The following is a 16,670-nucleotide window of genomic DNA, read 5'->3' on the forward strand; positions in this document are numbered from 1 at the left end:
GGCAGCGACCGCCCCCGCCCGCCACGGCGCGGTCAGCTGGACGGCTCGTTCCGTACCACCAGTCCGTCGAGTCCGTCGAGCACGCGATTGTCGGCAGGGACGGGCCAGAGCATGGCCAGACCGCCGTCGGCAGGCGCCGTTGGCGTCGGGCAGCGTCGTCGGTGAGTGCGTTCCATCGACCGTCTTGGGCCCGGCCCACGACGACGGGGCACTGTCGGGGTGCCGCGCTTGACCCGGACGTACCTGCCCGGCCTGCGGCGCGCGCCTGATGGCTATGTGGAGCAGGGCAACCGTTCACCGGTGCGCCACCCGCGTTTCCTTGGGCCCGCCTAGGTTGCTGACGGGACGGCGCGGGTGACCCCGGCTCCGCCCTCCGCAGACCGAGGAGGAACCTAATGATCACGCAGGCCCACAGCAGTTCGGCGACTCGCGTGCGCGCCCTGATCAGTGACGACAATCTACTGGTCAGGTTGGGCATACGGTCGGTACTCGAGGGCAGCGACGTGGTCTCGGTGGTCGGGGAGGCGGGCGACCGGACCGAGACGGTCAGCCGGGCCCGGAGCCTGACGCCGGACGTCATCGTGGCCAGTCACGGCGCGCTGGCCGCCGACGGCGACGCCGCGCTGGCGCTGCCTGACCAGGCCCTGGTGCTGGTCGTGTCGCACAGCCAGGAGCGGCACCTGGTGGAGCACGCGTTCCGCAACGGCGCCACCAGTTACCTGATCCACGGGCAGTTCGCCGCCGCCGATCTGGTGGCCGCGGTGGTCGCCACGGCGGAGCGGCGGCCCTACCTGTCGCCGGGTGCGCTCGCGGCGATGGTGGAGTCGTTCCGCACCCAGTCCATTCCGGACGCCCAGGCCGAGCCGGAGCCCGAGCCGGAGCCGAGCCCGCGGGCCCGGGTGTCGCGGCGCGAGGCGGAGCTGATGGAGCACATCGTGTGCGGCCGTACCAATCGTGAGATCGCCGCCCGGCTCTACGTCACCGAGAAGACGGTCAAGAACCACATCAACCACATCTACACCAAGCTCGGCGCCCGCACCCGCGCCGAGGTGATCGCCATCTGGCTGGGTCTGGCCGACCAGCCGACCGTGGCGCGCTGACGCGCACCGACGGTACGTCTGGCGTTCACGCGGCGAGCAGTGCCGCGTTCGCCCGGTGCAGGGCCACCCCGTCGACGTGCGGGTGCCGGAAGTCGTTCGCGCGGATCCAGGCCGCGAACTCGGGGTCGGGTGCCAGCCGGTGCCGGTCCAGGTAGTACGCGCTCGCCTCGGACCAGATCCAGTGGCCGTCCGTGCGAAACGTCATCGGCACCACGTCGCCGAGCCGCGGGTCGACGGCATCGGCCAGCAGTGATCCGGTCGCCAGCAGGGGGACACCGCCGGTCAGGTATGCCAGCAGCCTGGCGCGTTCGGTGTCGTCGGGCACCAGGGGATGCGCCGGGTCGAAGTAGGGCCCGGTCGCCGGATCGGCGCCGTCGTACACCCGGGCGAGGGTGATCGGCACGGCGGCGCTCGCCGACCAGAGCAGGGCTGCGTAGGCCCGGGCGTGGCGCTGGAACGGAGGCAGCGTCATGCCGTCGGCGTAGGTCTCCACCAGCGGATCGGGCTCGCCGGCGGCCGCGAGCGCGTCCTGCACGGCCAGTGTGGCCCGGGGGAGTGCGGCCGGCTGGCCGGCGGTCAGCTCCAGGACGTACACCCGTTTGGGCCGGGCCCACGGTGTGGCCGCCGTGGGGTATCGCCACGTCCGCCACAGGCCGGCGGTCCGGGGCAGTGACGCGGCCGCGGTCTGCGCGGTGCGGTCCAGCGCGTCGAGTTCGTGGATCTCGTCGGGCGGGTCGCCGGGGTCGCAGAGGTCCAGGGTCTGCGGCACCCGGTCGCCGTGTGCGGCCAGCAGCCATGGGCCGACCGGGGCCAGCCCGTAGGGCGGTAGGACCTCGTCGGCGGTGGGACCGGACGCGGTGGCCCCGAGCAGCACGGCGGCGTCGGCGGGCAGCGCCAGTTCCCAGGCGGAGACCCAGGCGCCGACCTGTCGGGCGAGCTCGTCGTGACGTCCGTGGGCGAGCAGGCTGCGTGCCTCGACCAGCGGCCCGTCGGGGATCCGGCCGGACAGCAGCAGCAGTAGTCGGTGCCACGTCGCCGGGTCGGTTTCGGTGGTCAAGGTCGTCTCCGTTCGGTTTCAGCGGGCCAGTGGGGCCAGCAGCCGGTTCAGGTCGGTCAGGGCACGCTGCCAGGCGGCGAGCGCGGCGCGGCGGCGGTCGCCGCGGTGGCGTTCGTCGGCGGCGAGGAAGTCCCGTTGCGCTTCTCCAAGGCGGCGCGTGATTTCGGCGAGTGTCCGGTTTGCCAGGTCGAGGGTGCGCAGGGTGGTGCCGAGCGCCGGGGCGGGCTGCCCGTCCACCAGCGCCCGCGCCTGCCGGTCGAGGGTGTCGGCGGCCCGACCCAGGGCGAGGACGGCCTGGTTGCGCTGGGCGATGCTGCCGGGCGTCTGTCCCGTCCAGCCGGGCACGTTGCGTACGGCCGTGGTGAGTGCGGCCGCGGCCGTCTCGACGTGCCGGCGGGCGTCGGTCACGGCGGCGAGTGCGGAGGTGACGGCGTCGACGTCGAGGTCCGTGGCGGTGAGGGCGTCGTGCAGTCGCCGCCTGGCGGTGTCGTTTTCGGCCAGCCGGTCGGCGAGCTGGTCGGCGACCCGGTGGAGGCCCGCGGTGGTCGTGCCGACGGTGGTCAGCCGGGAGCTGCCCAGGTTCGCGGCGTCGTAGTCGCGGATGCGGTCGCGCAGCCCGTCGAGTGTCGTGCCGGCCTCGGTGCGGGCGGCGTCGTGACCCGCTGCGGCGGTGGTGAACGCGGTGACCTGAGCTGCCCAGGCGGCGGATGCCTGGTTGACGGTGTCCCGCTGGTCGGTCTGTGTGCCGTTGAGGCCGTCGCGCCGGGCGGTCGCCGCGTCGAGGTCTTCCTGGGTGCGCCGGTAGGCGTCCCGGCTGGCGGGGTCGGCGACGCCGAGCAGGCCGTGGTGTGCGGACAGGAGTGCGGCGGCGTCGACGGGCGCGACTCCTGCCATCGCGGCGGCGGTCGCGGTGTGCGCGTTGGCGTGGCCGAGCGCGGCAGCGTCGGCGGCACGGCGCTGGACAGCCAGGTCGGCGGCGGTCGCCACGAACCCGTCCGCCTCCGCCTGTGCGTTGCCGGCCTCGGTGATCAGGTCGGTGGCGCGCTGCGCCGGCGGGGTGCCGGGTGGGTGGCCGGCGTTGACCGCCGCGGTCACGGAGCCGACCGCGGCCGTGGCGGCCTGCTGGTAGGCGGCCAGCGGGCGCTGGATGGCCGCGACGGCGCCCTGATGGCCGGCGAGGGTCTGGCTGTGCCCTCGCGCCTGGTCACGCAGTGTGGCGAGGTGGTCGACGGCCGCCTGGGCGATGTCGCGCAGCCCGCGCAGGGCCGCGCTGGCGGGCTGGTCGGGGTCCAGTCGCGCGGCGGCGTCGCGGACGGCCTGCAGCTGGGCGGGGGTGGGCTGCGGTGCGAGCGCGGCGACGGCGCTGTCCCAGTCGCGCCGACGTGCGCGCATCTCGGCAGCGTAGGCGGTGATCGCGGTGTCGGCGACGTCGCGCGGCGTGGGCTGGGCGGGCGCCGGTGGGGCGAGCCAGTCGCGGACCGTGCTGGCGCTCGTGGCGGCGGCGGTGGCGACCTGGCGGGGGGTACGCCCGCCGGCCGGGCCGGGCAGGTCGAGGTCCGCGGCGGCCCGGTCGCGGGCGTCGAGGTGGTCGCGGTCGGTCCATGCCGCGGCGGGGACGAGCTGGTCGGCGCCCGCCGGGGGGTTCGGCCGGTGGACCATCGCCTGCCGCGAGAGGTCCGGGTGGAGGTGGGCGAGCACGTGGTCGGTGGCGTCGCGCAGGGCCTGGGTGTCGGCCTGTACCCGCAGCACCGGGCCGGCGGGGGTGGCCGGGGCGTCGTGCGCGGTGCGGACGTCGGCGACGGCGGGGTCGGCCGCGCGGCGGATCCACAGGCCGGAGGCGGTCGCCTCGACCAGGACGCCGGGGTGTGCGGCCAGCGCGAACGCGGTGGGGTTGCCCGGCACCGGGGTGAGGCCGTGGCCGGCCCGCAGCCAGGTGTCGACCGGGCGCACGCTCGTCGGCGCGGTCGTGACAGGTCCGTGCTGGTGGGGCGTGTGGCGGATCTCCTCGACCAGGGCCGGCCAGCCGGGGTCGCGTGCCGGGTCGGCTCCGGCGGGGACGGTCACGCCCTGGTTCGGGGCCAGGGCACGGGTCCCGTTGGCCACGACGACCGGCACTCCGGTCGCGGTAGCCAGGGTCGCCGCCTGCGCGGGGGTGTGGCCGTCCGCGCGGATCGCGGGCGGCCGCGACGGGGCCGCCAGCCCGTTCACGAACGTGGCGGCCTGCGCGTCGCTCACCCCGGCGTCGACGACCAGGACCGCGTCGGAGTCCGAGGGCAGGGCGGTGATGTCGCCGACCGGCGCTCCGGCGCCCGGTGCCAGGTGCAGCTGTCCGTTGACGACCGCCAGGTGGGTGCCGGGGTCGACGGCGACGCCGGTGAGGTCCGCGGGGTCGCCAAGGCGTTCGCGCCAGCCGAGCATGCCCATCGCTTCGACGTCGCCGGCCCACAGGCGCAGCTGGGCGCCCCAGTCGACGACCACCGACGCCGGGGCCACCGGCAGCCGCCCCTCGACCACGGGCAGGTGGCCGTCGATCCGGTCGGGTTCGACGTAGAGGGCCAGGTCGACGCCGTACACCCAGGACCGGTTCTTTTGTTTGATCTTCGTGCCGCCGCTGAGGCCGTCACCGGACGAGGCGCTGTCGCGGCTGCCGGAACCGGGCGCGAGGTCGCCCAGCAGCTCGTTGGGCTGCCAGTCGAACGCCCGCCGGGCGGCGTCGGTGTCGGGCTGGCCGCCGATGACCGCACCGCCGCGCACCCCGGCGGCGCCGGCGTTGACGTCCAGGCCCGACGAGCCGGACTCGCGTTCGATCTCGCCGACCTCGTGCTGCGCCTCCTGCTCCACCGTGGTGCTGGTGGACAGCAGCAGCGGCCTGCCGTGCAGCCGTGCGGTGACCCGGAAGCCGCCGAGCTGGACGACGAGCCCGGAGTCGTCGAACAGGTCACCGGAACGCAGCTCGCCGTCGAGCATGGTGCGCACCCGGGGCAGCATCGTCTCGCCGCCGGTGATCCGGTCCAGGACGAGGTCGGTGACGTAGTCGGTCAGCAGGCGCGGCGTGCGGCCGCCGGCCGGGGTGAACGCCCGCGTGACCGCGTCGCGCAGCGCCGTGCCCGCGACCACCCCCTCCAGCGAGTACGAGGTTCCGGGCGGCAGGGCCCAGGCCGGTGTGGTGCCGTCCCCGCCGGGGGTGTGCGTCAGCGCGGGCGGGGTGTCCTGGCCGGGTGCGGTCTGACCGATCGTGTTGAGCCTGTTGGCGAGCTCCGCGGGACGGTCGGTCGCGGTGACCGGCACGGCGACGGTGACCGCGTTGTGCTGCACGACCGGGGTGCCGGGCCAGACCTGGCGGCGTACGCGTCCGATCAGGTGCGTCGCGGCGCCGACCGCGATCGTGGCCACGCCCAGTTTCGTCGAGACGCGCTGGCGGGTGACGGTCACCGTGTACGCGTGGTCGGTGTCGACGCCGGTCAGCGGCCCGGACTTCTCCACGTAGCCGGAGGTGTTGCGGCTGGCGGCCTTCAGCCGTGACCAGTGGCGCACCTTGTTGACGGCCGCGGTGAGGCCCAGCGGCAGCGACTGCAGGCCGGTGCTGGTGCCCTCGCCGGTGGTGAGCCGGGAGCCGCCGCCGTAGAAGGCGGGCACGCTCAGCCCGGTCACCCGCTGGCGGAACCGCTGCCACCTGGTGCCGGTGGCCGCCGAGCTGAACAGCGATGCGCGCAGCGCGCCGGGGACCTGTTCGGCGGCCGGGCGGTGGTTGCTCGCGGCGGCCTGGACCACGACCTTGACCTCGTCGCGGTACAGCACGCCGTCGATGGTGAAGGTGTCCGACACACCCGCGTCGTAGAGGCCGTCGATGGCCGGTTTGAGCCGCTGCAGGGTGATGAGATCCGCGGCCACGTCGGCGGCCCGCTCGCGGATGCGCGCCGGCACGTCCTGAGGCAGCGAGTCGGCGAACCGGTCGCGCAGCGACGGCTGCGGCGGGGTGCCGGGCGGGGCGTTCGGGGGTGGCGGCACCGGGTCGTGCGGCGGCACCGCCCGGTGCACCACACCCAGCCCCAGCATCCGGCGCAGGAACGGCGGCATCCGGGTCGCCGCCGGTGCCGCCGCGGGCGCGGCCGGTGCGGGCTGCTGGTTCGCGACCGCGACCAGCCGGGCCGCTTCGGCCTCGGTCACCAGGAACAGCAACGAGTCCGGCGCGGTGACGCGCACGGTCACGTCCGGGGTGTGCGAGGAGGCGATGACGTTCCGCGCGGACAGGCCGCCGGTGAACGTGACGACCAGGTCGGCGAGCATCGCGGTGCTGACCTCGTTCTCCACCACCTCGCGGCGGGCGATGCCGTGCACGTTCTCGGTCTCGTCGCGCTCACCCGTGCGGCTGCTGTGACCGACCTGCGGCATGGCGGTGACCCGGTGCACGCCCCGGGGGTCGGTGGCGCTGGTGGGGGCTGCCTCACTGTTCATCTGCACGGCGGCGGTGACGTCCCAGCCGCTCTCCCGGCGGCGGCCCGATTCGGTCTTGTCGGTGAGCTCCGCGGAGTCGTAGATGCTGTAGCCGGTGTTGGCGGTCAGCGCGCGGCGGGGGTTGGCCAGCTGCACGGTCATGGTGAGGTCGCCGACCATGTCGGTGAAGGTGCCGCCGCGCAGCACGGTCGCGGGGCCGCCGCCGCGTTCGTAGACGTCGAGCGCGGAGCGGATCGCGTCCGGGGTGAGCCTGTTGCGGACGGCCAGCTCGGCGGGCGAGCCCGGCTCGGTCACCGCCGTGGACTCGTAGGTGTAGGTCTGCCCGCTGGTCGACCGCACGCCCGCGGTGCTGCGCCAGCCGCTCCACAGCCGGCCCAGGCGGCCGCGTACCGACTGCGGCCCGGGTCCTGGCTGCTCGCGGGTGATGGCCTCGCCCAGGGCGATGTCCGCGGCGGTGAACAGGGCGTCGCCGGCGACGTGCGCGTCGAGGAACTGGTGCGGGCCCTGGATGCTGACCGTCCCCGGGTGCGGTGCGACCGCGGTGTCGACGATCTCCACCCGGGGCGGCCCGCCGACCGGAGCGAGTGGGTGCACCTGGTCGAATTCGGGCAGCCCGACCCGGAACCCGTTGGCCACGGTCAGTGCCGGTCCCGGCACGGTGACCTGGTGGAATCTGCCCGGTACGGGGTTGGCGACGGCGTTGAGGGTACGTGGCCGGTCGGCGTACTCGGCACGCACCGAGAACGCCAGGTCGGCGCTGTGCGCGCGCAGCGGGCGGTCGACCTTGGTCAGGTGACCGGTGGCGGGGGCGGTGCCGCCGGACAGCGACCGCTGGTGCCGCCACGACATGACGGCCCCGAACCGGATGAAGAATGCCCGGACCTTGCTGGCGGCGGTGCTCGCCCGGCCGGTGCTCATGCCCATCTGTACCTGCGCCCCGGCGCGCGCGCCGAGGCTGACCGAGCGTCCGTCGGTGTGTGCCTGGCCGGCCCGGGTCGTCTCCTCGATCTGCGTGCCGGGGATGAGGGCGTTGTCGGCGGTGAGCGGTGAGGTGAGCGCGGCGCTGATCACGATGGAGACGTGCTGCGAGGCCCGCATGGTGTCGTGGGCGATGTCGGCAGGCCGTTCCAGTGATACCCGGATCCCGGACTCCAGCAGGGTGCGCCAGTTGCCGCGCAGGTGGGACTGGGTGACGGCGTTCTGCAGTGCCTGCAGGTTGCGCAGCCGGGCCCGGTCGGGTGTGACGCCCTGGCGTGGCAGCAGATCAGGATCGACCGCGTTGACCGTGGCGACGACCCGGTCCCACAGCCTGGTGCCGTTGTCGGCGGTGGTGCGGATGTCGCGCACGTCGGGCAGCGCCATCGGCTGCCAGTTGCCGACTACCGGGGGCAGCGGCGAGGCGGGCGCTGCGGCGTGCGCGGGCACCGGGGTGGGCGCGGGGGCGCCCGGGTAGCCCAGGCGGTGGGCGTCCAGCGGGGTCACCCACAGGTACACGTGCGCCGGGCCGGTGCCGATCTGCCGGGCGGGCGCGGCGTCGTGGCCGACGTGGTCGTGCGCGTACACGGTCAGCGGGACGCGGTAGAGCAGCATGTCCCCGGTGACCTTGCTCTTGGCCTCGATCTGCGTGGAGAACTCCGTCGAGCTGCTGGAGCCCGAGCCACGCTCGACGCCGAGGATGCCGGAGGCCGCGAAGGTGCCGTAGTGGAGCGGGTCGGCGGTGTCCTCCCCGAACGAGACACCCACACCGGCGGTGCCCTGTAGCCGTACCGTGGTGTCGTGGCTGGTGGAGCTGCTGCCGGAGGCGCCGGCCCGGATCGCGGACTCGGCACGTCCGGGCAGGGTCAGCGGGTTGAACATGAGCACGGGGGTGCCTGCCACGGCGGTCAGGGTCGTGAAGCCGCGCTGCGTGGCGGTGAACGGCCGCTGCCAGGCCGGGGTGTCCTCGCCCCGCCGAGACGTGATCTTGTCGGTGGTCAGTCCCGTGGTGGCCGGAGTAGCGGCGCCCGCGTTGGCGGGCGCGACGTGGCCGGGCGGCACGATCAGGCCGTGGCGGTTCAGGCCCAGCGTCTGCGCGTCGGTCAGGTCGGCCAGGGCGGCGCGGTGGTCGCTGCCGGGTTTGCGGAAGCCGGGCGGGATCTGGCCGTGGTTGACGAGGGAGCCGAACAGGTCGCCGGGCACCGACGTGGTCTCCAGCACCGCGTTGGGCGGCAGCTGCCAGCCCCGCTGCGGCGACTGCGGCTGCTGGTTGCCGGGCGCGGGCACCGTGGGCACGGCGGTCATGGCGTTCAGCGCGGAGACGGTCACCTCCAGGTGGCCGCCCGGCAACTGCTGGCTGCCGTAGCCGCGCCGGGTGATCTCGACGGTCACCGCCCCCGTGGTCTGCCAGGCCTGTGCCTGGGTCGCCGCGGTGCCGGCGGCGGGCAGCGTGATCTCCTCGTTGGTACGCAGGCGCGTCTGCGCCGACTGGCTGAGCACGGTGGTGCTGGTGCCCTGCACCGACACCGAGCCGAGCGGGACCGCCCGCACCGCCGGGATCGGCACGTCGGACATGCCCACCGCCGAGTAGCCGAGCGCGGCGGTGAGGCTGCCGGCGCTGCTCTCGCTACGGGTGGTGTCGACGGCGGTGCGCTGCGGGGTACGCCGGTCGGGACTGTTGCCCGAGGACACCTGTGCGGCCGAGGCGTCCGAACCGAGCAGCGGAGCCGCCCGTGACTGGGCTCCCGCCACCGCGGTCAGGCTTATCTCGATCGCGTCGCGCCCCTTGCCGAGGGTGACGCGCAACCCCGAGCCGTCGAACAGGGACCTGCCGCGTGCGGTGAGTTCGGTGTCGGGCAGTTGGGCGTTGACGGCGTCGGTGAGCTGCTGCTGGTTCCAGCCGCGCGGTGCCAGCGCGGTCAGCTGGGCCGCGATGTGCGCACGCAGCGCACCGTTGGTGTCGACGACGTCGTGGATCGGCACGTTCTGCCCGCCGATGATGCCCGGTTCCCGCAGCAGCGCCGGGGTGTTGCGCGCGGGCCCGAAGGTGCCGACGGGGGCGACCCACTGGTGCCAGCTGATCGCACCGGCGGCCTGCGGGCTGGATTGCAGGGGCGTGAGCGCGGCGTCGTCGGTCACGTCGACGGCTTCGGCGGTGGCCGGATCGAGGGTGGCGCCGAGGTTCTCGGTGCGCAAGCCGCCCGTACCGTCGGGGGTGTGCCGGACGAAACGCCCGTCGGGAGTGCCGTCCGGGTTCAGGCGCGGCCGCAGCCGGCCTGACGGGTCCACGGTCGCGGCGATGGCCCGTGCCCACGACGGCGCGCCGGGACCGACGGCGGTCCACACGGGTGTCGTCGCACCGACCACTGGGCGGTCCAGCGCCACGGCCAGCGACCCGGCGAGGGTGCCCGCGGTCGGCGTGGTGTTGCAGCTGATCAGCTCGATGGTGCCGCGCAGGGTGCCCGGTGGCAGCGCGGACAGCACCTGTGCGAACTGCTGCGGCGTGAGCAGGCTGTTGCCGACGCGGACCAGGGCGTGCTGGGCGTGCACGATCACCCGGGTCGAGCCGGAGCCCGGCGGGACCCATCGCGCCGCGGCTAGGTCGGCTCCGCCGTACGGTCCGGGGAACAGCACCTTGCCGTCGCCGGTCACCGCGAGTGCGGCCAGTGCCGCCGCTGCCTGCGCCGTCAGCGGCGTCGGGTCGACGACCGTGTCCAGGGTGGTCGTGCCGTCCCGGGCCGTCATGGCGTCGGCGGGTGCGGGGGTGGCGGTCATGGCCGCGCTTCGGGTGTCGGCCGTGGTCACCTGGTCCGAGCGCAGCGGCACGTGCAGCACATTGTTGTCGGCCGTGGCGAAGTAGAGCCCGAACAGGTCGGCGCGCATCAGGGAGGCTCCCGGGCGGCCCGCGACCGGCGTCGACGCCGGCAGGGTCTGCCAGCGGCCGTCGGTGGTGACCAGTACGCGCTCGGCGGGGTGGGCGAAGCCGCCGGGAACCGTGTGCCAGCCGGCAGAGGGAACCGGCCGGTCGCGTACGACGACCGTGCGGTCGCCGCCGCCCGGCTTGGCGTCTGTGGCGGGAGCGGGACTGCCGCCTTGCGCAGCGGGCTGCGGCACGAGATCGCGGCCCGGCGGCTCGGCGTGCTGCGCCACATCGTCGGGTAGGACCGTGACCGGCGCGGACGTGTTGGGTTCGGCGAAGGCGGCCGGTGCGTTGGCTGGTGGTGTCGTGTCTGTGGCCGATGTGGGCGTGCTGGGTTCGGTGAAGACGGCCGGTGCGTTGGCCGGTGGTGTCGTGTCTGTGGCCGACGTGGAGGTGCTGGCTTCGGCGAAGGCGGCCGGTGCGTGGGCTGGTGGCGTCGTGTCGGTGGCCGCAGCGGGCAGTTCCGGCGGTGTGCGGGCAGGCGTCGGCGGTGGCGTGGCCGGGCTGTTGACGGTCAACCCGCTGGTCGGTGGCGAGGCCGGCCCGGAACCCGGACGCGTCACGGAGGTGACGGGCTGGGCGGGCGTGCCCGGCCGGGACTGCGGCGGGGTGTGCTCGCCGACCGTGCCCGTGCCGGGCACGGGGGTGAAGGAGCCCGACAGGTGGAAGTCCCCGGTCAGGCTGCCGCTGCCGGTGACCTGGCCGACGATCATGTCGTTGCGGGTGCCGAGCCGGGACCGGTCGAAGGCGCCGTCGAATTTGCCCTGGAACGCCCCCGACCCCGTGAACGTGCTCTTCTGCGGCGGTGCGCCCGCCGGGTTCAGCGTGCCGGTGAAGGTGATGTTGCCGATGAACGTCTGCGGGTCGGGGAAGATCCCGGTGAACGTGAAGTCGCCGTCGGCGGTCGCGTGGCCCTCGAACCGGTCGGGGCCGGGGTCGAAATCGAACGGGTTGCCGTCCAGTCCGGGGATGTCGAGGTCGCCGACCCCGCTGTCGAGGCCCGCGCCTGCGGAGTTCCTGCCGCCGCGGTGACCGATCCAGTCCAGCACGCCCTCGACCGCACCGGCTGAGGCTGAGGCCCACTCGTTGTCGTTCTGCTCGCGCCGGCCGGTGAGGATCAGGTCGGCCAGCGCCTCGGTGCTCCACTCGTGCAACGCGCCGATGCCGGCGAAGCCCACGATCGAGGTGACGAACCTCGGCCCGAAGATCCGGCCGAACCCGGCGGACAGGATCGGGCCGAGCACGCCGCCGATCGCTCCGGCCAGGGCGGCGCCGCCGGTGCGCTTGGCGTCCCACTTGTCCCGGGTGCCGGTGATGAACAGCTGCGTGAACTGGATCGCCACGTCAAGGCCGACCTGCAGCACGATGCCGAAGAGGATGGAGGTGATCAGCCGCCGGAAGAAGGTGGCCGACATGTAGCGCCCGAAGGCGATCAGGGAGGAGATCCAGCCCGACGCCCACGCCGACGTCGGGGGGAACGACACCCACGGCAGCAGCATGATGATCTGTACGGTCAGGATGAGCAACTGCCCGATGATCGACGCTTTCGTGTACTCGACGTTGGTGCCCGCGTCGTCTGCGAAGCGTGACAGCTTGCCCGCCGCCTCGACCAGCTTCCGCAGGCTTCCGCCGTCGACCAGCTCGGTCAATCGGCCGCGTACGGCCGCGGCGGCGTCGCCCTCCCAGCCGCCGCTCTGCACCACCCGCGACAGTTCCGCGATCTCGGTCTCGATGGCGGTCATGTTCGTCTCGAAGGCGGCCCACGCGTCGGCCATCTCCCAGAGCTGGTCCTCGTCGGCCTGCGGCCAGGATTCACCGGTGACGACGAGGAAGAACTTGCTCACCCACTCCGGCACGTGCATGCCCATGGGTCACCCCCGACCCGGCGACGCCGTGAACATGTGCGGCCGCGATCACGTGTTGTCGTGCTCGACCGCGCCGAAGAACTTGCCGGTCGTGCGCACGTGTTCGCCCATGTCGCTCAGCAGTCGGGCGAGGTTCCTCGTGCCTTCGAGCACCTCGTCGTGGCCGGGCCGGTACTGCTCGGCGAACTTGCGGGCGAACTCGTCGTCGCGGCCCCACGCGTTCGGCGTCGCGCCCAGTCCGCGCTCCAGGTTCTGCCGGTGGGCGTCGACCTGGCTGCCCGCCATGAGCAGGCGGTGCCCGACGCCGTCCACGGCGCCTGTGTCGACCTTCAACAGTCGGGCCACGGCCGTCCTCCTGCCGGCTCCGGGCTCACACGCTCGGGACGAGCGCGTCGGCGCTGCTGGGGACGGTGCCCGACGTCGCGGCCAGGGCGATCCCGTCGGCCTGCCGGCTGAGGCCGGCCAGCAGCGCCGCGACCGCGTCCGTGCCGGCCAGCACCGTGCCGCACGCGGGCGCATGGGCTTCGGCCGACCAGGTGGCCAGCTCGCCGTCACCGCCCCAGCAGCCGTCGGCCGCGTCGAGGCCCGACCGCAGCGCGGCATGGGCGTCGCGCACCACCTGTGCCACCAGCAGCAGCCGGTGGGATACCGCGAAAGCGTCTTCGTCAGCACACGGCTGCGCCTGCGTCATGGCCCGCACCCCCTGGATCGCCCGCAGCGGCAGGCACACCGTCCGGCGTCGCCGAGGCCGTTCACCTCTGGCGTCGTCGCCGCACGGCGCCGCTGCGAAGCCGAACGTAACCAGTTCGGCTGGTTCTCCTAAGGCCTAAAGGCACCCGGGGCGACGCGCCGGTCACACACCGATGAACGTAGGCCCGGGAACTCATCCGAGCCGCTGACCAGGCGATAAACGCAAGGGCCCCCAGCGGCACGCCTGCCCGGTGCGGGAGCAGGCGTACCGCGACGATGCCCGCGGGCAGGTGATTCGACGGCTGGGCTTTGGCCGCCGTTCACCGCACATCGGCTGCCGAGCACCGAACCGAAGGCGGTCAGCGCTTGTCGATGTCCTGGGGCAGGAGCGTGACGAGGTCCTCGCGGGTGGGCTCGGCTATCTTGCTGATCCGTCCCGACTGGCGCACGATCATCGCGTCGAGCACCTGCCGGGCGAAGCGGCCGTTGCCGAACCCGTGCTCGCGCGGGACCGCGGTGAAGTGCTTGCGCAGCGCCGACCGCGCCTCCAGCGTCAGCTCGTACCCGGAGGCGGCCGAGTGCTGCTCGACGATGGTGACCAGCTGCTGCGGCGTGTAGTCGGCGAAGTGGACGGTGTGGGCGAACCGCGAGCCGAGCCCGGGATACGCCTTCAGGAACGCGGCCATCTCCTCGTCGTACCCGGCGGCGATGACGACGACGTCGTCGCGGTGGTCCTCCATGAGTTTGATCAGCATGTCGACGGCTTCCCGGCCGAAGTCGGCGCCGCCGGAGCGTTCGGTCGGCGCGAGGGTGTACGCCTCGTCGATGAACAGCACCCCGCCCCGGGCCTGCTCGAACTTCTCCCTGGTGCGCTGCGCGGTCTGACCGACGTACTCGGCGACCAGGTCGGCCCGGCTGACCTCGACCAGCTGCCCGCTGGCCAGCACTCCCAGCGCGGTCAGCACCTGCCCGTACAGGCGGGCGACGGTCGTCTTGCCGGTGCCGGGCCCGCCGGAGAAGACCAGGTGCCGGCCCAGCGCGGGCACCGGCAGCCCCGCCTCGGCCCGCTTGCGCGAGGTCGCCAGGAGGTTGACGGTGTCGTTGACCTCGCGCTTGACCTCCTCCAGGCCGACCAGGGCGGCGAGCTTGGCCCGCAGCTGCGCCAGGTCGGGGCGCTCGGCGGCGCCGCCCAGGCGGATGCCGCCGGTAGGCGGCGGGCCGATGTCCTCCGGCCGCAGCCGGGTCAGCTCCGGCGCGGAGACCACCTCGGCCCGCGACAGCCGCTGCGCCTGCCGCCCGATGGCGTCCTCGAACACCTTGCGCGCGGTACGGCCGTTGCCGAAGTTGCCGTCGCGCGGGATGAGCGCGAACAGGTTCTTCAGCGCGTGGCCGGTGCCGTAGTCGAGGGTGTAGCGGTGGCGCTTGCAGAAGTTCTCGACGATGGTGACCAGCTCGTCGTCGGAGTAGCTCTCGAACTCGATGGTCCGGGTGAAGCGCGAGGCCAGGCCGGGATTGGACGACAGGAACGAGCGCATCTGCGGTGAGTAGCCGGCCGCGACGACCACGATGTCCTCGCGGTGGTCCTCCATCAGCTTGACGAGGGTGTCGATGGCCTCCTGGCCGAACGAGGGCCCGGTGCCGCCGCCCTCGTCGGTCAGCGCGTACGCCTCGTCGATGAACAGCAGCCCGCCCAGCGCCGATTCGAACTTCTCCGTGGTCTTGATCGCGGTGCCGCCGATGATCTGCGCGACGAGGTCGGCGCGGGCGACCTCGACCACGTGCCCCTTGCGCAGGGTGCCCAGCGCCTGCAGGATCTGCCCGTACAGCCGGGCGATGGTGGTCTTGCCGGTGCCGGGCGGGCCGGCGAAGACCAGGTGGCGGCTCATCGGCGGCGGCGGCAAGCCCACCGCGGCGCGGCGGCCGGCCAGCAGTTGCAGGTCGACGAGCATGTTCACCTCCTGCTTCACCCCGGCCAGCCCGACCAGGCCGTCCAGCTCGGCCAGCAGGCCCTCCAGCGCGGGCGGCGGTGCGGTGCGGCGCGACTCTCCCGCCGGGACCGGGCGTTCGTCGGCGGCCTCAATCGCTTCGCCGGGTGCGAGCCGGTGGTCGGGCTGCCCGTTGTCGTGGCTGTCCAGATCGGCCACGGCCAGGTCCACGTCGCCGCTGCCCTGGTGCAGGCCGCTGCCGCCGTTGTGGTGCAGGGCGCAGCCCTTGATCGACGACGACCGGACCTGGCCGATCCGTACGCCGTCGGCGGTGTTGCCCGAGACCTCGCAGCGGGTGATCCACACGGCGCCGTCGTCGTCGACCAGCACACCCGCGCCGCGGCTGGCCGAGATCGAGCATTCCTCCAGGACCAGCTCGCCTCCCGCCGTGATCTGCACGCCGTGCCCGGCGGACTCCTCGACCTGGCATTCGCGCAGCGTGCCCGCACCTCGCTCGCCGACGAGCACACCGGCCTCGCCGGAGCCGGTCAGCCGGCTGCCGCGCAGCACGGGCGTGCCGCCGTCGGCGGTGTACAGCCCGGCGCCCAGCGAACCGGACACCGTGCAGTCCTCCAGCCGCCCCCGCCCGTCGGCGGAGACGGTGACGCCGTGGCCGCGGCTGCCGGTCACCGACAGCCGCTGCAGCAGCGGGTCGGCGCCGCCGACCACGGCCAGTCCCGCGCCGCTGTCGGCGATGGCCAGGTCCAGGTAGGTGCCGGTCGCGCCGCCGGTGACGACCATGCCGTGGGTCGCGGCGGAGGCGATCGACGTGCCGGTCACGCGGGGGTCGGCGCCGCCGTCCACGACGATGCCCGCACCCGCGGTGCCGGTGAACCGGCAGTCCTCCACCAGCGGCCGGGCCTGGCCGGTCACCAGCAGGCCCGCCTCCTGGGTGTCGGTCACGGCGCTGGCCCGCAGCACGGCCTCGCAGTCGCCCTCGACGGCGATCGCCGGCCCCGTGGCCCGGGACACGGTGCAGCGCTCGACCGTGAGCCGGGACTGCTCGGTGCCGCAGATGGCGTTGCCGCCGACGTCGGCCACGATGCTGTCGCGCATCACCAGCGACGCCGACGCCCGCACCACCACGGCCGAGGTGCGCACCTGGCTGAGCGTGGTCTCCTCGACCAGCACCGTGGCATGGTCGACGGCGATGATCCCGGCGCCGGCGGTGTTGCGGATGTGGCAGCGCGACACCGTCAGGTCGCCCGACGCCCTGGCGTAGATCGCCGCGCCGGCCTGCGCCCGGATCTCGCACTCCTCCAGCAGCAGCCGCCCGGACGGGATGTCGATCGCGGACAGGTCGAGATCGGAGCAGGCCAGGGTCAGCCCGCTCAGGGTCGCCTCCTCGGCCTCCATCACCACGGCGCTGCCCGCCGGTGCCGCGATGACGACCGTGCCCGGCCCCTCCTCGCTGGTGATGGTGCAGGGCACGTGCAGGTTCAGCGACTCCGCGTAGGTGCCGGGCAGGACGCTGACGATCCAGCCCGGCCGGACCGCCTGCAGCGCCGCGCCGATGGTGCGGTAGGAGTCGGGGGCGGTGGCGGAGACGGTGAGGACGCGGTGGTTCACCGGGGGACCTTTCCATGCGGGGACGACGAGCGCCCGAGTCGGGCCCAGGCCGGG

6 protein-coding genes are annotated in these 16,670 nt (G+C 74.0%); 1 reads left to right on the top strand and 5 read right to left on the bottom strand.

Annotated elements, in window-relative coordinates:
• Positions 1 to 395: 395 nt before the first annotated feature.
• Positions 396 to 1,100, top strand: coding sequence for a response regulator transcription factor (locus HAV39_RS23675; protein WP_191841353.1), 705 nt, complete (start codon positions 396 to 398; stop codon positions 1,098 to 1,100).
• A 25-nt stretch (positions 1,101 to 1,125) separates the two neighbouring features.
• On the opposite strand, the gene HAV39_RS23680 is transcribed toward HAV39_RS23675, so the two are convergent.
• The 5 genes from HAV39_RS23680 to HAV39_RS23700 all read right to left on the bottom strand — a co-directional run bounded on the left by HAV39_RS23680 (position 1,126) and on the right by HAV39_RS23700 (position 16,616).
• Positions 1,126 to 2,157, bottom strand: a complete 1,032-nt coding sequence (locus tag HAV39_RS23680; protein WP_191841354.1) for a hypothetical protein — start codon at positions 2,155 to 2,157, stop codon at positions 1,126 to 1,128.
• Positions 2,158 to 2,175: 18 nt separating this feature from the next.
• Entirely contained in the window at positions 2,176 to 12,375 is a 10,200-nt protein-coding gene (locus tag HAV39_RS23685; protein WP_191841355.1) for a WXG100 family type VII secretion target, read from the bottom strand.
• Positions 12,376 to 12,420: 45 nt separating this feature from the next.
• Entirely contained in the window at positions 12,421 to 12,717 is a 297-nt protein-coding gene (locus HAV39_RS23690; RefSeq protein ID WP_191841356.1) for a WXG100 family type VII secretion target, read from the bottom strand.
• A 25-nt stretch (positions 12,718 to 12,742) separates the two neighbouring features.
• Positions 12,743 to 13,063 (bottom strand): hypothetical protein, encoded by a 321-nt coding sequence (locus tag HAV39_RS23695; protein ID WP_191841357.1) that lies wholly within the window; start codon positions 13,061 to 13,063, stop codon positions 12,743 to 12,745.
• Positions 13,064 to 13,421: 358 nt separating this feature from the next.
• Entirely contained in the window at positions 13,422 to 16,616 is a 3,195-nt protein-coding gene (locus HAV39_RS23700; protein ID WP_191841358.1) for a right-handed parallel beta-helix repeat-containing protein, read from the bottom strand.
• Positions 16,617 to 16,670: the final 54 nt, after the last annotated feature.

Source organism: Catellatospora chokoriensis, assembly GCF_011297315.1.
In the GTDB taxonomy this organism is placed as follows: Bacteria; Actinomycetota; Actinomycetes; order Mycobacteriales; family Micromonosporaceae; genus Catellatospora; species Catellatospora citrea.